Raw genomic sequence first — 15719 nt, 5'->3', positions numbered from 1 at the left:
ATATGTATTCCAAAACAACTACATACTCCACCATTTTAAAATCAACAAAATGATAATCATCCAAAATGGAGTAACAAGCAGCAATCCCCAAAAACAACCTTTAAAAAACTTCATGATGAACACCTCGTTCATCTGCTTTTCCCTATTGAATGAATAGGAATTCAATAAACTTCACAAATAAGACTTATCCCGCTATTCGCGGACAGTAATCAGCGGGGGATAAATCTCCCCCCTCTGATTAAAGTTTCACTTTATCTTGTCATTGCATGTTCAACTTTAATGCAGCGATTCATAATGACAGTATAACCTTTTTCTTTCAAAAAATGATATGCTTCTTCGTTTTGTAAACCTAATTGTGCCCAAAATGTACTCGCTTCAATCTGCACAAACTCTTTTGCAACATCCATTAAAAATTCAGAACGACGAAATACATTGACGATATCAACAGGTTCTTTTATTTCAGCTAGCGATTTTACCGCCTTTTCTCCCAATACAGTATCTACCGTTGGGTTAACAGGAATAATACGATATCCTGCATCTTGCATCGCTTTTGACACCATATAGGAAGTACGTTCCGGATTAGCAGATAATCCGACAACTGCAATCGTCTTACTATTTTTTAAAACCTCTCCAATTTCCGTACGAGTTGGATTTTCAATAGTCATATGTAATCCCTCCTGTTCATTTAGTATAGCCGATAAAGAAAGTCTCTTTCAACATGAAAGAGACTTTCTTTATTAATTCGAGTTAGCAGTAGCAGCTAATGTGACTGTTTTCTTTATTTTCTCACCATTTCGATACGCTGTCACTTCGATTTTATCGCCAACTTTTTTCTTCTCATATAAATATTTACGGAATTGAACTGCATTTTCTATTTTTTGGTCATCAAAGCCAACAACAATATCATACTTTTGCAATCCTGCTTTTTCTGCTGGTGATGCTGGATCAACCTGTGCTAACAGAACCCCGCCTGTTACATCTTTCGGTAATTTCAATTGACTTAATGCATAGCTTGGAATTTCCTCAAGACCCCTTACTCCAACACCCATTACAGGTCGTTTTACTTCACCAAATTTTTCAAGGGAATCAATAACTGGTTTTGCCACATTGATTGGAATCGCAAAGCCAATTCCTTCTACTTCTTGCTGTGCAATTTTACTAGAGTTAATACCGATTACTTCACCATTTTGATTAAATAATGCACCGCCGCTATTCCCTGGGTTAATCGCTGCATCCGTTTGAATTACTTGCGCTTGCCAATCAGGACGTTTGTCATTGTTAATATCAACTGGAATTTCACGATTTTTACTACTGATAATTCCTTCTGTTACACTTCCATCAAAACCAAGCGGGTTACCAATTGCGATTGCAGATTCTCCTGCACGGATTTTATCTGAATTTCCTAGAGTTGCAACTTTGTTAATGTTTTTCCCATCAATCTCAACAACAGCAAGATCTAACAATGGATCTTTCCCTACTAATTTCGCTTCAACCTTTGTTCCGTTACTTAACTTTACTTCTAATTTATTCGCACCATCTACAACATGGTTATTCGTTACAATAAGTGCTTTATTTCCAACTTTTTTATAAATTACACCTGATCCTGATCCCGCCTCAGCTTCTTGCCCTTGTTGATCAGCGGAAAATGGATCTACAGTTTTTTGATAGTTAATTACACCAACCACTACTTCTTTTGATCCTTCAATCATACCAGGAAGATCCGTTTCACCATTTGTTTTATTCACAACTGGAACCACTGTTCCCTCTACTTTTGATTGTGAAACTACACTGTTACTTACCCAAGGCATATACGGAGTTGCAACGCTAATTGTAACGGCACCGATGACAGCACCGACAACCCCCGTGAAAAAATATCCTTTTTTGCTTTTTGATTTTACAATTTCCGTCCGAGTTTCATTCGTTTCTGGTTGGTCATAGTATCCCATAATTTACTTATCCCCTCTCTGCTGATATCGTATTTTTAGTATATACACGATGTGTGTCCTTTCTGTGAACTCATCGTGAAATCCAAACAAAAAAATACTATCATATTCATTGTAGACAAAGATACAAAAAATTGTACATGCAATGAATATAATGATGCTTAATTGGGAACAGATGTTTCATTCTTCAAATTTGTATCCTACACGAATAACTGTACTAATATGTGTTGCTTTATCACCTAACTTATTGCGAAGTTTCTTAATATGCGTATCGACTGTACGATCATCTCCGAAATAATCATATCCCCAAAGCTGATCTAACAAATGCTGACGAGATAATACAATTCCTTTATTCTCCATTAAGTAAACAAGCAACTCAAATTCTTTATGTGTTAATATTACCTCTTCACCATTTACCGTTACCGTACGTGACAAACGATTCACATCGATACCAGCAAATGAAAGCGTATTTTCCTCCGCTTGCCCTACTGCACCGTCTGCACGCTTTAATAATGTTTTGGCACGAGCAACTAAAATCTTCGGACTAAACGGTTTTGTTACATATTCATCCGCTCCTAGTTCAAAACCAAGTAAAGTATCATCTTCATCGGAGCGAGCTGTTAGCATAATAATCGGTACAGCTGATTCTTTTCTTACACGTCTACATACAGACCAACCGTCAATTTCTGGTAACATTATATCTAATATAATTAAATCCACAGTGTGCTCCGCAAACAGTTCTAATGCTTGCTTGCCATCTTCTGCTTCGATCACTTCAAATCCCTCATTACGAAAATAATCACTAACTATTTCTCGTAATCTTCTTTCATCTTCAACAAGTAAAACTGTCTTATTCAATCCTATCCCGTCCTTTTACTCTTTCAATCGAATAATACGTTGATTCGAGCTCCCTCGAAACGGCAGGGTGAGATCTCGCATCTCTAGCTCAAATCTTCCATCTACTAGCACATCAGCATAGTGCAATAACTCTATCATATCATTATTTTGCGAATTCTGTATCTCTTCAAACGTATAACCTGTATAAATCCATAAATTTTTTTGTAAATCTTTCACGTTTTTTGCTAGTTCTTTTATTTCAGCAGCTTGGAAAAATGGATCTCCACCTGAAAATGTTACATCAGTAAGGGGATTTTTTTCAATCTCATTTATTATTTCTTCTTTTGTCATCTCAGTCCCATTACAAATATTCCAAGACTGTGGATTATGACAGCCAAAACAACGATGCGGACAGCCCGCAAAAAATACGACTGTCCGCAACCCTTCCCCATCTACCACACTATCATGAATGATGTTCATTACTCTCATGAATGTTTCACCCGCTCCTTTTCTTCACTGCGTTTCGCGCTGTTCCACTTTGACATGTCTCCTACAAGATATCCAGTAATGCGGCGAATTCTTTCAAAGTCATGTTCATTTTCATTCCCACAGCTTGGGCATTCATTTCCAATTATCCCATGATAACCACAACATTTACAGCGATCGACCGGGTGATTAATTGATCCATATCCTACGCCATATTGAGCCATTGCCTTCACAATTTGCTGTAATGCTTTTTGATTATGAATAGCCGCTCCGTCAAGCTCAATATACGTAATATGACCACCATTACAAAGCGCGTGAAATGGTCCTTCTAAACGAATTTTATCAATGGCTTGAATAGGATAATAAACAGGGATATGGAATGAATTTGTATAAAAATTATGATCTGTTACACCTGTAATTGTTCCAAATTCAGCTCGATCTTGTTTGATAAACTTTCCAGATAATCCTTCTGCCGGAGTTGCAATTAATGAGAAATTCAATTGATGTTCCTCTGTTGCTTGATCCATTTTCTTTCTCATATATTCAATAATCTCATATCCAAGCTTCCAAGATTCTTTGTCTTCTCCATGATGTTTTCCCGTTAAAGCAACTAAACATTCCGCTAGACCTATAAAACCTATACTTAATGTACCTTGTTTTAAAATTTCAGCAACAGCATCCTCAGGCTTCAATTTTTCACCGCCACGCCATACTCCTTGCGAATATAAAAATTGAAAATCTCTTGATTTTTTCGTTGATTGATAGGAAAGCCTCTCTAATAATTGACAAATACCTAGATCCACATAATAATTTAAGGCTTCAAAAAATGCTTCTTTCGATCCACTTATACACGCTAATTTCACTAAGTTAAGAGAAGTAAACGATAAATTCCCTCTTCCAATCGCAGTTTCTTCCCCATGAATATTAGACATAACACGCGTACGACACCCCATATAACACACTTCACTTTCAGGACGTCCATCATAATACGCTGCATTAAATGGCGCATCTAAAAATGAAAAATTTGGGAATAATCGTTTCGCTGTCGTTTCTATTGCTAATTGAAACAAGTCATAATTTGGATCTTTCTCTTCAAAATTTACTCCCTTTTTTAACTTGAAGATTTGAATCGGAAAAATTGGTGTTTCTCCTTTTCCTAATCCAGCTTGAGTCGCTCGTAATAATTGTTTAATTAATAATCTTCCTTCTTTTGTTGTATCTGTTCCGTAATTAATGGAAATAAACGGAACTTGCCCCCCACCTCTGCTATGCATACTATTCGAATTATGAATAAACGCCTCACATGCTTGATACGTATCATTTTCTGTTTCTTTCCACGCAAACTCTTCTATTTGCTCAGCTGTTAACGGATATGTTGCTAAACGTTTTTTATGTCGCTCAAACGTTTTTCTCACATATGGCGCCAAATCTACATCGAATAGCGCAAATGATTGTCCACCATGCTGCATATTTTGATTCGCTTGAAAAATAATAGAAGAAAGCGCCAATGCACTTTTAATATCTTGTGGCTGCCTCATATGCCCGTGCCCTGTATGAAACCCGTTTTGCAGCATTTGCGCTAACGGAATTTGCGAACAGGTTGTCGTACCTGTTGCATAAAAATCTAAGTCATGCGGATATAAAATATTTTGATCAATTGCTTGTTTCACTTTCTCAGAAAGCAGTTCTTCTATCGCATAATACCTTGCACTTTCAGAAGCAAATTTTCCCATCATTCCCATTGGAGATCGACCATCAACATTTGCATTTTCTTGCATTAAATCTTGTTCATTTGCATGAACAATTTTCGCGAAAATCCCCTTTAGATTCTCATCATATTCACTATTTTTTTTCATTTCTTGATTCATTCCTTAACCCCCAACAACATCTTGTTCATTTACTATCAAAATGATACAACATATAGTAAGAGTGAATCTGTGAAAAATGTAACATTCTTGTGAAAGTTTTTTTAAGATCTTTTGAATCCATTTTTCCTCATATTTCCGAGTTGAAATTTCACCTTACAAAAAAGAAATGTGATCTTTACAAATGTGTGGTACAATATACGGGAAAAACTCTTTTTACCCTTTATCAACACATTTGAATAAAGGAGACTGAACTTATGCTTACATATCTTGTATTTATCGTTGCCTATTTACTCGGCTCGATTCCATCTGCACTTGTTGTTGGAAAGATTGGTTATGGAATCGACATTCGCGAACACGGCAGCGGAAATTTAGGAGGAACGAATACATTTCGTACATTAGGGAAAAAGGCAGGTTTTATTGTTACAATTGCTGATATTTTAAAAGGGACTTTGGCTACAGCGCTACCGATCATGTTTGGGTTAAATATCCATCCCCTATGGTTTGGATTAGCTGCAGTGGTAGGACATGTATACCCCATCTTTGCAAAGTTCCGCGGTGGAAAAGCAGTTGCTACTTCTGCCGGTGTATTATTATGCTACGCACCACTTTCCTTTGTAATATTAGCGGCTATCTTTTTCACCCTATTATTTACGACGAGATATGTATCACTTTCTTCTATGATAACAGCCGTCTTCGCTGTTATTGCAGCACTTATAAACGGGGATAAAATCTTCATTATTGCCATGTGCTTATTGGCTGGAATGGTTATTTATAGACACCGTGCAAATATTGGACGAATTATAAATAAAACAGAACCAAAAGCAAAATTAACAAAAAAACAAAAATAAGATTGTGACCCACATAACGCAAAAAGAAAACGCGAAGCATATAAATGGCGTCTTTTTGCGTTATTTTTTATACTAAAAGAAAAAGTGATTATGTTGGAGGAATACTAGATGAACATTTCAGTATCAAAAGAAGCACTAAACTGGTATAAAAACGAGCTTGGTTTACAAACCGGTGATAGTCTTCGCTTTTTCGTACAATACGGTGGATGTAGTACCGTTCAAAAAGGTCTTTCTTTAGGAATTCGTAAAGACGATCCTGCTACTCCTGTCGTACAATTCCAAGAAGATGGTATTACTTTCTTTATTGAAGGCGATGATGAATGGTTCTTTGATGGTCATGACTTGTCTGTTACACTTAGCGCTGATGATGAGTTCCCGCAATTTCATTATGTAAAATAAAAAACGTGGCCTACGCCACGTTTTTTTATTGCTTTTTAATCTTCTCATACATCTCATACCATTTTGGGTACAATTTTTTAAATGACACTGGACGAAAACCTTCTTTTTTCGCGCAAATATTCGTTGTAAATGCTGTAATACAACGCTCACCGTTTCCATTATAAATTTCATAGCCATATACAACACGTAGTGGGCTCACAGACTCCACCCATGTTTTCACAATAGCTTTTTCTCCGTAACGCATTGCTTTTCGATATGTAATTTGCAAATCAAGTACAGGAGATACAATTCCATCATTCTCCATTTCAACATACGAAAACCCTAAGTCTTGAATTAATTTCGTACGGCCAAGTTCTAACCATACTAAATAGTTTGCGTGATACACGACACCCATTTGATCTGTCTCTGCATAACGGATGTCAATCTCCTGTTCTGCTATAAACATCATGTTAACTCCTTCTCGCTTGCATTTCTTTCTACACCTTTAATCATAATACAGAGAATCTGAAAATAAAATAGAAGCGGCGGATCTTTTTTCCTTAAAGGAGTGAGCATATGCTACAAATCATAACTGTACAAAGCGGAGATAACGTGTATAAATTAGCTAAGCAGTACGGAACAACAGCAGAAATAATTGTAAAAGATAATGGATTAAACCCAGGTGAAACACTCGTCGTGGGGCAAGCATTAATTGTGAATACACATGGAAATACCTACTATGTACAACCTGGCGATAGCTTATATAAAATTTCCTTAACCTACAACGTACCTCTTGCCAGTTTAGCAAAAGTGAATCATTTATCATTAAAATCCCCACTCCAAGTCGGACAGCAATTATATGTACCAAAAGGAACAAAAAAAATTATTGAATCCATTGCCTATTTACAACCATCCACAATTCCGATTAAAGAAAGCTTAATTGCTTCCACCAAAGCGATCAATTCATATTTAACCTATTTGGCCTACTTTAGTTTTGAAGCAAAACGTGATGGAACACTGAAAGAACCCACACAAACATCTGAAATCGTCTCAATTGCAAAACAAGGGCAGACAATTCCAATGCTCGTTATTACAAATCTTGAAAATGGAAGTTTTAGCTCTGAGTTAGCAAGCATTATTTTACGCAACGAAACCATTCAAAATACGTTTATTACAAACATTTTACAAACCGCTCAAAAATACGGCATGCGTGATGTCCACTTCGATTTTGAGAACTTTGCACCAGCAGACCGCGAAGCATATAATCAATTTTTACGCAAAGTAAAAACACGTTTACCAAAAGGATATACACTCAGTACAACTGTCGTCCCAAAAACAAGTTCAACTCAAAAAGGTCCAGCTGCAGCTCATGATTATAAGGCACAAGGTGAAATTGTTGATTTCGTTGTCATTATGACATACGACTGGGGATGGCAAGGTGGACCGCCTCTTGCAGTATCTCCAATTGGTCCTGTAAAACAAGTTCTTCAATATGCAAAATCACAAATGCCGCCGCGGAAAATTATGATGGGGCAAAACTTATACGGATTTGATTGGATTGTTCCGTTTAAACCAGGAAATCCTCCTGCAAAAGCAGTTAGTTCTATTGCTGCCGTTGCACTTGCCCGCAAACACAATGTCCCAATTCAATATGACTTCACTTCTCAAGCTCCTCACTTCAATTATTACGATGCAAATGGAGTAAAACATGAAGTATGGTTTGAAGATGCTAGATCTGTTCAAAGTAAGTTTAATTTAATAAAAGAACTAGGAATTCGCGGTATCAGTTATTGGAAAATCGGCTTACCTTTCCCGCAAAATTGGCGACTCCTTTCAGAAAACTTTTCCATTACAAAAAAAGGCTGACAATTGTCAGCCTTCTCTTACTGATTACGATACGCAGCTTCCTCTTTAATTTCTTTTCGCATTCCTTCAATACTTTCCATGCGGCGCTCATTTTTCGCTTCGATTTCTGCGCGGTCTTTCTCATTTGAAAACTCGGCAGCTTCTCTTGCTTCGTTCATATTTTCAATTGTGTTATATACCGCCTCTTGCAATTTCTCAACGTTATCACTGCGATCATCTGGGTTTGGACTTGTTTTATATTGTTCTGGCATCTTGTCTTCCTCCTTTATTGAAAATACATACAACATTAGTTTGTAAAAAAAACCTGTAATTATGTATGCAAAAAAAGAGGGAGAATGATTCCATTCTCCCTCTTTCTAACCGTTATCAACAATCGGTTGTTTCCCTGATTTATCTTGCATTTGTTTTCCTTTATTACCGCCTGCTGCTCTTGATTGCATCCCAATTTGATTTGGTGCAAAATCTTGTGGTTTTTTCTTTGGATTACCCATCATATCGCCTCCTTACAACTAGTATCATTCTAGTTGTAAGAATTATTCAGCCTGTTTAAAAATACGTATTTCGTAACGCTTTTCTAATTTTTCTTCAATCCGTTCAATCGCATCACGATCATTGAGTAGTTGCCGTTTATTTTCTTTCACAAGTTCTTCAAACGATTTTCGTCGTGTTCGTCTCATACTGTTCACCCTCACTTTCGTATTACTAGTATGAACAGTAAAAAAACACCCTAATCAGATTTGTGAGAAAATTTTATTTTTTGCACATACAATTCACATAACTTCTCTTTATGAACGCTGCAACGTTTGCATTCCTGTCTCATATGCTTCAAGTATCACATCTGCAAAAGCAACTAAATCTTCAGGCTGATCAATCATGATTCTTGTAAGGCCCCATTCACTTTTCGTAGCACCCTCACATAAAACGTTCGGATACAATGCTACTATTTCATCTTGTTCTTTATTGATTAATACGTATCGTTTTCTTCCCTTTAGCTTAATTCTTGCAAAGGAACTCATTGCTTTAATGTCCAAATAATTCCCGACACAGGCGTGACGAATCACTGTTGTATCTTTATTATGCTTTTCCAGTATTTCTTTTACGATCTCATATGCTCTTTCTTCGTCCTTTGTTACACCTTCAGAAATTACCTTTTTTACTTTTCCACCCTTTAGCTCTGCACATTTTTGATATACAGCTGCACAAGTGAGACAATCATCTAATGCATTATGAGAGGCTACTTCAATTTGTAACAATTGTTTAAGAGTTTCTAATTTATGGTTTGGTACATGTTTTATATATCGTTTTGCTAAACTAAGTGTATCAATCACGACATTTTTCGGTGTGCCAAGTCTTAATCGTTCCATATTACTCTTTAAAAACCTTATATCAAAAGAAGCATTATGAGCAATAATTGTATCTTCTCCAAGAAAGGAAACAAACTCTGGTAATACAATATCAATTGTCGGCGCAGCTGCAACATCAAAATTCCGAATCCCCGTCAACATCGTAATACGACTTGGAATCATTTTCTCTGGATTCACATACGAAACAAATTGATCCGTACATATATGATTTCGATATCGAATTGCAGCCATTTGAATAATACTATCTTGATAAGGATTGAATCCTGTTGTTTCAAAATCAATTACAACATAATCACCTATAAAAGTTCCCATAACCTTCTCCTCAGCTTTTTATTTATATTATAACTTAATGAATTGGCTTTTAAATAGAAAATAGGAATGGCACACATTCCATTCCTATTTGCATCTTTACTTTAAATTTGCAACTCTTTTCTCCATTTCCTTCACCGTCATCGGTCCAATAATTTTATCTTGGATAACACCTTTTGTATCAACAAAATATGACGTTGGAATCGTAATGACTTTATAAGTAGTTGTTACCTTTATATCTGTATCAAGAAGAATCGGAAAGGTTACCCCTTTTTCCTCTGCAAATTTTCGGACCTTCTCTTTTCCTTCAGTTCCCTCTGACGCTGTATAATTCACTGCTAATATTTCTACATCCTTCTGGTATTTACTATAAAACTCCTGCATATCTGGCATTTCCCTTTGACATGGACCGCACCACGTTGCCCAAAAATTCACAATAACCTTCTTACCCTTTAAATCAGAAAGCTTTACCTTAGTACCGTCTAGCTTGGACAATTCGAAATCAGGTGCCACTTTTCCAATTTCAATACCATTTTGCGCAATTACTTCTTTTTCATCCACTGTACTTTGCTCTTGATTATCTGCAACTTCTACTTTCTCTTTCCCAAACTGCTGATAGACTGCATAGCCAGCTAAACCTAATAACACAACAACAATTGCTAATTTTCTCCACATTTACATCATTCCTTATATTTTATCTTTGTCCCCCAGGTCCTCAAAAATGAAAGTTTTACTTTATTTTAGCTTATACGGAGAAAGATGGAAATATTCAACATTAAAGATTACTCTCTTTCTTCCAACCCGTCTTCAAAATGGAATAAACTAAAGCATCAATTGATTGGTTTCCTTGATAAATATAACCTCTTAATAATCCTTCTTTCTGAAACCCTAATTTTAATAACAAATGTGAAGATGCCATATTTTCAGGATATGTAATCGCTCCAATCCGAAATAGATCTAACTCTTGAAAACCATATGCTAACACTTCTTTTACTGCTTCAGATGCATACCCTTTTCTCCAAAAAGCAGAGTGAATATCGTAACCTATCTCAGCTCGTTTACTCCAAACTTGTAAATTGTTAAAACCCACTGTTCCGACAAAATCACCGGTTTCCTTTATAACAATTCCCCAACGAATTGCTCGTTTTCGAATATATAAAATTTCCACTGCATCACTTTCTGTTGCCTCTCTAATACGCAACATATAACACCCCTTGTATGTAGTGCATCTGTATTACAAATTTATAATTGAAACTTTTCCTGAATGATTTTAGCAACCTCTTGCGGTCCAAATAATAAAACAAATTTCATAAATACCTCCATATTCAATACAATCTATTCTTAGAAATCATTTAAACTTTTGAAACTATATTCACTACTTCCAACAACTCTTCTAAATCCTCAATAACATGTTCACCTGTAAAAGGCTGTCCCCAAAATGTATCCTTCTTCCATATCGCATGCATCCCTACATTTCTAGCCCCGATTACATCATTTTCTGGATGATCGCCTATGTATATACTTTCTTCAGGTTTGACACCTAATCTTTCTAAAGCTCTTAGAAAGATTTCAGCTTGTGGTTTTTTTATCCCCTCTTGCTCGGACACTAATATAGTATCCATATACTTCTCAATTCCAAGAGCACGAATGTTCAGTAATTGAAATTCAGTAAATCCATTTGTAATCATGCCTAATAAGAACCCTCTTTTTTTGAGCTCCTGTAAAACGTTCTCCATATGAGGGAATGGCATACAGTGATGCTGAAAACTCTTTATGTAATCCTCTAATAACTGCTCCCAAGTTAAACTGGAAATACCATATTCTCTAAGTAATTGCTCATATACTTTGTCTTTCCAAACATAACCCTTATTATCTAATTCAATAAACCTAGTTACATATTGTTCTTCAGATATATGCTTAAGTTCACCGAGATATCTTTTATATTGGTCTCTAATAAACAGTTTAAGAGACTGATCTCTGTCTAATAGAGTTCCATCTAAATCAAAAATAATAGCTTTAATCATATAGCTTCTCCTCATTTCAAAATCTTTAGATTATTTGAAGTTGTATACTTTATATTCTCCATTATTTGATGAAAGTCTAAGAATATTACTGTCTTCTGGTATCCCTTCAAAATAAGCAGCAATACACCCTGTTGTACATCTATGTCCGGATAATAAAATATTCAGCTCGTTTTTCCTATATTTACTTTCAAGTTCATTCATGAAACCAAAGATTCTTTTCACGTAACGATTAGGTTCTTCAACACCGTTATAAACACTGGAATCTGGCACAGCTCCAGCCATTTTTACTTCACCTTTTTTTAATCCATCCGCTTCTCCTAAATTAAAAACATCAAGTCTTTCATCAATTATTACTTTTATACCTGTTGCTATCTCCGCTGTTTGAATTGCTCTTTCTTGCGGAGAGCAAAATACGTAGTCAAATTTTATATTTTCCAATTTGTCTCTTAAACGTTTCGCTTGCTCTATACCATGTTCATTTAAAGGTAATCCGGCTCTTCCTTGCAGTCTTCCTTCTTTATTCAAATCGGTTTGTCCGTGTCGAACTACATAAATCACTGCTCCAGCCTCCCAGTTACTTGCAAATTTTTATTCCCCTTGATTAATCGCTCTTCTTACTATTTATATAACGAGCTTTACATTTTCTTTTGGTACCCATCCTTCTTCTAGAGTTAGAACTCTTTTGCACCAAATCCATCCATTAAGTTCATTTAACCCTACTAGTTGTTCCCCTTCATCAACATTCAACTCTTTTGCGGTATAATCTTCCATAGCAATACCTTCTTTTCCTTTCCATTGAATAAATTGCGCTGGCACCCACCCGGAATCATTTTTATCGATTGTTGTACAGAAGTACCAATTATCCCAATTCTCTAATCCTTTATATTTTTCACCAATACTAAATGACTGCCCTTTAACTAAGCTAATAGGATTCGGATAATTCGTCCTATGACTTTTTAAAACTACATAATTCACTACGAATCCCTTCTCTCTTATCTACACTTTATTAGTAATACTATAAACCCACCTATTTCCTGTAAATTCGACAAAAAGTCTAGTGAATCCTTTTATATAAAAAGCAAAATGTACGCACTTCGAAAATCATTCTTGCACTTTCACTGACATACTACCAATCGTATCCGCTCCATTTTTTAAAGTGACTTTTACATTTCCCGATTCTTTAAACGTGTAAGGAGACAGTTCATAAATTCCTTTGATTTTAAACTTCTTATTCACCTCTTGTTTCGTTGTATCCGTAAGCAAAGACAGTTTCGGCTCCCAAACTTCCACTTTTCCAGATGGATAAGTGATCACAATTTGAGTATCCGCTAGATGAATATCCTCCCAAAGTGTTATATACATGTGTGTTTCTTTTCCCTTTTTAATCAATTCCTCAGAATAATATCCTAACTCTCCGATATTTCCAAAGACAGTATATTTCTCATTTTTTACCGTAACATCCATATAAAGAAGTTTATATGTCATTTTATGATATATACCGTAAGCGGTACAAAGAACACCAATTGCTGTTAGTCCTAAAAGAAACTTTTTCAATTGTTTTCCTTGAAAACTTACCATCATCGCTGAGTTTGGAGTAATTTTTTCTGCTAATAAAAAGATAAAAACTACAATTAAAAGTCCAATCCCGAACACAATATACATACGATTCCCTCCTTTGATATGAAAAAGCAATCGTTTCTTTTTTATGAATCTCGTTCCTTATAGCACTTTCTCACACCGTCCCTTCATTTTCCTGCGCATTAAAAAATAAAGAAACTTACGCATTTGCAACAATCAAACGTTTCTTACAAGAACTTTCTTTAAAATAATATGTATGTTATAACTTTGAAATAAAGGTTAATTAAAAGAATGTTATTAAACCATATTTGTTTGTATAAGAAAAACTTCATTTTGAAATAAAGATTGCGCAAAATGAAGTCTTTTCTTGTGAATGGTTATAAAATTTTTATAAAAAAGATACGACTTTTTTACAAACGATGCATCTTTGTTTCAAACCGACAATTTAAGCATTCAAAATGATCCCCATAATGAATAAACCATGCCACCAACAAAAAATGCTAAACCTAAAGCAAAAATAGTCAAAGCGAGTATTACATTTTTATTATTTTCCATAAACTTGTCTCCTTGTAATTTTGCATTTGTTTCATTTTTTATACTAAAAAAACCTTTAGTCGTAATTATATCTAAAGGTTATCATCATCATACTTCTCAGTTTATAAAAGTTTATATTCTTCCTGTTTTCACTGCTCTAGCCCAATCTAAGCGACCATTTATTTCACTTTTGTTAATTGCTCCATCTCGATTATAAGGAATATGTAATTGCTCTATCATCCAATCATTTTCTTGTTTTGTAACAATTGTATAATTAGCAAATGGTGAACCTGATTCCATTTTATGATAGATTGGTAATTCATCTTCATAAGCAGGTAGCCCAACACTTCCTGGGTTAATAATTATTTTATCATTTGGAAGATAAATGACTCTTGGGATATGTGTATGTGCACAAAAAATAAGCCTTTGTGGAATACCACTTACTAATTTCATAATATCTTCTGTCTTTTTAAGCACTGATCCACTAGCGTTCATTTCCTCTAACAAATATATTTCATCACTTGTCGGTGTTCCATGACAAAAATAAAAATCATCTGTTTGTAAAAAATTAGGCAAATTAGAAATCCACTTTTTATGCTCATCCTCTAATAAATTCTGTACATATTGAACTGTTAAATTAGACGTATTAGACTCTAATAAAATTCGATCGCAATTCCCTTTAATACTTTGAATATTTTGGTTCATTAAAAGATCATAGGTTTCCAGTGGAAATAAAGGACCATATAAGCTATCCCCTAAATTATAAATAGATTGAATCCCTCGGTTATTAATATCTGTTAGCACAGCTTGTAAGGCATCTTTATTTCCATGAATATCAGCCATTATAGCAAATTTCATACCAATTACCCCTTCAGAATTTATAGTTTCACTTTTATTTCATCATAAATATGAAAAAATTCTGCCCTCAATTTATATAAAACGAATATTCATACTATTATTCTACATTAATTGGAAAAAGCCGACACTAAATATTTTTAGGATCAGCTCTTGCTATTAAACATCGTGACTCTATTTCAAATTCACATATATGCGGGAGTTTAACATATTAGACGTGAGTGAACTGTAGTTTTGAAAAAAGATTAACTGAAAACGCTTTGTAATTTCCAACTTAATCTTAAGGAACTAAAGATGCAGTTTAATAGAGCAACACATTTCAAATTCCTGTTAAAATATATATGAGAATGGAACTTGAATAAAAGAATGGAGTGAAAAGCGTTGAAAGAGAAAGTATGTCCTAAGTGTAATGCTAATCAAATTGAGAAAGGGATTATAAATGCAGGCAACGGAGTAGTTCATATGTTTTCCTATAACAATCCAAGAAGTCAATCTTCACCAATCTCTTCATATTTCTGTTTAAATTGTGGATATATTTTAGGTTTATATGTTGAAAAACCACAAAACTTTTAAAGAAGAACATTAAACTAGTTGGTGTGTTAGCTGAAAAAGGAACACAAATCAGTCAAACTTTTTTATAAAACAACTATTTAATTTACCATGGGAAGAGCTTGTTTTGATGATTTATCAAAATTAATAACAGCATTTCAAACCTACACAAAATAAAAATAGAGCTGTAGTACATACAGCTCTCAGGCTGTGGAGAAAGTATTCTCCGCAGCCTGTTTTTGTGTCTGAACCTCTTTTTATCTGTCAACACTGATAAAAA

At 34.9% G+C, this 15719-nt stretch carries 20 protein-coding genes; 3 read left to right on the top strand and 17 right to left on the bottom strand.

Features of this window, described 5'->3' with window-relative positions; all coding sequences use genetic code 11:
• Positions 1 to 251: 251 nt before the first annotated feature.
• The 5 genes from PLX19_RS24405 to PLX19_RS24385 form a co-directional block, all read right to left on the bottom strand.
• The gene (locus PLX19_RS24405) at positions 252 to 665 is read right to left on the bottom strand and encodes a CoA-binding protein (protein WP_272191488.1); all 414 of its coding nucleotides are present in this window, start codon (positions 663 to 665) and stop codon (positions 252 to 254) included.
• 72 nt (positions 666 to 737) lie between these two features.
• On the bottom strand, positions 738 to 1946 hold the full coding sequence (locus PLX19_RS24400) for a S1C family serine protease (protein ID WP_272191487.1): 1209 nt from the start codon (positions 1944 to 1946) through the stop codon (positions 738 to 740).
• Positions 1947 to 2123: 177 nt separating this feature from the next.
• Positions 2124 to 2801 carry a response regulator transcription factor gene (locus tag PLX19_RS24395; protein ID WP_272191486.1) on the bottom strand — a complete coding sequence of 226 codons (678 nt, stop codon included), beginning with the start codon at positions 2799 to 2801 and terminating at the stop codon, positions 2124 to 2126.
• A gap of 15 nt (positions 2802 to 2816) precedes the next feature.
• Positions 2817 to 3269, bottom strand: coding sequence for an anaerobic ribonucleoside-triphosphate reductase activating protein (gene nrdG / locus PLX19_RS24390; RefSeq protein WP_272191484.1), 453 nt, complete (start codon positions 3267 to 3269; stop codon positions 2817 to 2819).
• The gene (locus PLX19_RS24385; protein ID WP_272191498.1) at positions 3266 to 5122 is read right to left on the bottom strand and encodes an anaerobic ribonucleoside triphosphate reductase; all 1857 of its coding nucleotides are present in this window, start codon (positions 5120 to 5122) and stop codon (positions 3266 to 3268) included. The genes nrdG and PLX19_RS24385 overlap by 4 nt, the downstream gene beginning before the upstream one ends.
• Before the next feature lie 266 nt (positions 5123 to 5388).
• Between PLX19_RS24385 and plsY the strand changes: the two genes are divergently transcribed.
• Together plsY and PLX19_RS24375 are read left to right on the top strand one after the other, a co-directional pair.
• Positions 5389 to 5982: a glycerol-3-phosphate 1-O-acyltransferase PlsY gene (gene plsY / locus PLX19_RS24380; protein WP_272191483.1), complete on the top strand. Its 594-nt coding sequence runs from the start codon at positions 5389 to 5391 to the stop codon at positions 5980 to 5982.
• A 108-nt stretch (positions 5983 to 6090) separates the two neighbouring features.
• The gene (locus tag PLX19_RS24375) at positions 6091 to 6381 is read left to right on the top strand and encodes a HesB/YadR/YfhF family protein (RefSeq protein ID WP_098918374.1); all 291 of its coding nucleotides are present in this window, start codon (positions 6091 to 6093) and stop codon (positions 6379 to 6381) included.
• Between the two features lie 25 nt (positions 6382 to 6406).
• On the opposite strand, the gene PLX19_RS24370 is transcribed toward PLX19_RS24375, so the two are convergent.
• Positions 6407 to 6826, bottom strand: coding sequence for an acyl-CoA thioesterase (locus PLX19_RS24370; RefSeq protein ID WP_272191482.1), 420 nt, complete (start codon positions 6824 to 6826; stop codon positions 6407 to 6409).
• A 110-nt stretch (positions 6827 to 6936) separates the two neighbouring features.
• Here PLX19_RS24370 and PLX19_RS24365 point away from each other — a divergent pair, with 110 nt between their 5' ends.
• On the top strand, positions 6937 to 8226 hold the full coding sequence (locus tag PLX19_RS24365) for a glycosyl hydrolase family 18 protein (RefSeq protein ID WP_272191481.1): 1290 nt from the start codon (positions 6937 to 6939) through the stop codon (positions 8224 to 8226).
• A gap of 17 nt (positions 8227 to 8243) precedes the next feature.
• Here PLX19_RS24365 and tlp read toward each other — a convergent pair whose 3' ends face one another.
• The 11 genes from tlp to PLX19_RS24310 all read right to left on the bottom strand — a co-directional run bounded on the left by tlp (position 8244) and on the right by PLX19_RS24310 (position 14893).
• Complete coding sequence (gene tlp, locus PLX19_RS24360) at positions 8244 to 8477, bottom strand: small acid-soluble spore protein Tlp (protein ID WP_272191480.1); 234 nt, start codon at positions 8475 to 8477, stop codon at positions 8244 to 8246.
• 105 nt (positions 8478 to 8582) lie between these two features.
• A complete protein-coding gene (locus tag PLX19_RS24355; protein ID WP_272191479.1) occupies positions 8583 to 8717 on the bottom strand; it encodes an acid-soluble spore protein N in 135 nt (44 codons plus the stop codon).
• A 42-nt stretch (positions 8718 to 8759) separates the two neighbouring features.
• Positions 8760 to 8903: an FbpB family small basic protein gene (locus PLX19_RS24350; protein WP_090913336.1), complete on the bottom strand. Its 144-nt coding sequence runs from the start codon at positions 8901 to 8903 to the stop codon at positions 8760 to 8762.
• Between the two features lie 108 nt (positions 8904 to 9011).
• The gene (locus PLX19_RS24345) at positions 9012 to 9902 is read right to left on the bottom strand and encodes a 3'-5' exonuclease (protein WP_272191477.1); all 891 of its coding nucleotides are present in this window, start codon (positions 9900 to 9902) and stop codon (positions 9012 to 9014) included.
• Positions 9903 to 9998: 96 nt separating this feature from the next.
• The gene (locus PLX19_RS24340) at positions 9999 to 10574 is read right to left on the bottom strand and encodes a peroxiredoxin family protein (RefSeq protein ID WP_272191476.1); all 576 of its coding nucleotides are present in this window, start codon (positions 10572 to 10574) and stop codon (positions 9999 to 10001) included.
• 100 nt (positions 10575 to 10674) lie between these two features.
• A complete protein-coding gene (locus tag PLX19_RS24335) occupies positions 10675 to 11103 on the bottom strand; it encodes a GNAT family N-acetyltransferase (protein ID WP_272191475.1) in 429 nt (142 codons plus the stop codon).
• Between the two features lie 148 nt (positions 11104 to 11251).
• Positions 11252 to 11923, bottom strand: coding sequence for an HAD family hydrolase (locus PLX19_RS24330; protein ID WP_272191474.1), 672 nt, complete (start codon positions 11921 to 11923; stop codon positions 11252 to 11254).
• A gap of 30 nt (positions 11924 to 11953) precedes the next feature.
• The gene (locus tag PLX19_RS24325; protein WP_272191473.1) at positions 11954 to 12481 is read right to left on the bottom strand and encodes a histidine phosphatase family protein; all 528 of its coding nucleotides are present in this window, start codon (positions 12479 to 12481) and stop codon (positions 11954 to 11956) included.
• Positions 12482 to 12544: 63 nt separating this feature from the next.
• The gene (locus PLX19_RS24320) at positions 12545 to 12898 is read right to left on the bottom strand and encodes an SH3 domain-containing protein (RefSeq protein WP_272191472.1); all 354 of its coding nucleotides are present in this window, start codon (positions 12896 to 12898) and stop codon (positions 12545 to 12547) included.
• 126 nt (positions 12899 to 13024) lie between these two features.
• Entirely contained in the window at positions 13025 to 13585 is a 561-nt protein-coding gene (locus PLX19_RS24315; RefSeq protein WP_272191471.1) for a hypothetical protein, read from the bottom strand.
• Positions 13586 to 14167: 582 nt separating this feature from the next.
• Positions 14168 to 14893, bottom strand: a complete 726-nt coding sequence (locus PLX19_RS24310; protein WP_272191470.1) for a metallophosphoesterase family protein — start codon at positions 14891 to 14893, stop codon at positions 14168 to 14170.
• Between the last annotated feature and the right edge of the window lie 826 nt (positions 14894 to 15719).

It is taken from the genome of Bacillus sp. BP-3, assembly GCF_028401955.1.
Classification (GTDB): domain Bacteria; phylum Bacillota; class Bacilli; order Bacillales; family Bacillaceae_G; genus Bacillus_A.
This window is presented reverse-complemented; position numbering and strand designations above follow the sequence as displayed.

What these genes read in the sequence shown, in the direction of transcription:
- PLX19_RS24405 (WP_272191488.1), bottom strand. Translation starts at nt 665, where the DNA reads ATGACTATTGAAAATCCAACTCGTACGGAAATTGGAGAGGTTTTAAAA.
- PLX19_RS24400 (WP_272191487.1), bottom strand. Translation starts at nt 1,946, where the DNA reads ATGGGATACTATGACCAACCAGAAACGAATGAAACTCGGACGGAAATT.
- nrdG (WP_272191484.1), bottom strand. Translation starts at nt 3,269, where the DNA reads ATGAGAGTAATGAACATCATTCATGATAGTGTGGTAGATGGGGAAGGG.
- PLX19_RS24385 (WP_272191498.1), bottom strand. Translation starts at nt 5,122, where the DNA reads ATGAAAAAAAATAGTGAATATGATGAGAATCTAAAGGGGATTTTCGCG.
- plsY (WP_272191483.1), top strand. Translation starts at nt 5,389, where the DNA reads ATGCTTACATATCTTGTATTTATCGTTGCCTATTTACTCGGCTCGATT.
- PLX19_RS24375 (WP_098918374.1), top strand. Translation starts at nt 6,091, where the DNA reads ATGAACATTTCAGTATCAAAAGAAGCACTAAACTGGTATAAAAACGAG.
- PLX19_RS24370 (WP_272191482.1), bottom strand. Translation starts at nt 6,826, where the DNA reads ATGTTTATAGCAGAACAGGAGATTGACATCCGTTATGCAGAGACAGAT.
- PLX19_RS24365 (WP_272191481.1), top strand. Translation starts at nt 6,937, where the DNA reads ATGCTACAAATCATAACTGTACAAAGCGGAGATAACGTGTATAAATTA.
- tlp (WP_272191480.1), bottom strand. Translation starts at nt 8,477, where the DNA reads ATGCCAGAACAATATAAAACAAGTCCAAACCCAGATGATCGCAGTGAT.
- PLX19_RS24355 (WP_272191479.1), bottom strand. Translation starts at nt 8,717, where the DNA reads ATGGGTAATCCAAAGAAAAAACCACAAGATTTTGCACCAAATCAAATT.
- PLX19_RS24350 (WP_090913336.1), bottom strand. Translation starts at nt 8,903, where the DNA reads ATGAGACGAACACGACGAAAATCGTTTGAAGAACTTGTGAAAGAAAAT.
- PLX19_RS24345 (WP_272191477.1), bottom strand. Translation starts at nt 9,902, where the DNA reads ATGGGAACTTTTATAGGTGATTATGTTGTAATTGATTTTGAAACAACA.
- PLX19_RS24340 (WP_272191476.1), bottom strand. Translation starts at nt 10,574, where the DNA reads ATGTGGAGAAAATTAGCAATTGTTGTTGTGTTATTAGGTTTAGCTGGC.
- PLX19_RS24335 (WP_272191475.1), bottom strand. Translation starts at nt 11,103, where the DNA reads ATGTTGCGTATTAGAGAGGCAACAGAAAGTGATGCAGTGGAAATTTTA.
- PLX19_RS24330 (WP_272191474.1), bottom strand. Translation starts at nt 11,923, where the DNA reads ATGATTAAAGCTATTATTTTTGATTTAGATGGAACTCTATTAGACAGA.
- PLX19_RS24315 (WP_272191471.1), bottom strand. Translation starts at nt 13,585, where the DNA reads ATGTATATTGTGTTCGGGATTGGACTTTTAATTGTAGTTTTTATCTTT.
- PLX19_RS24310 (WP_272191470.1), bottom strand. Translation starts at nt 14,893, where the DNA reads ATGAAATTTGCTATAATGGCTGATATTCATGGAAATAAAGATGCCTTA.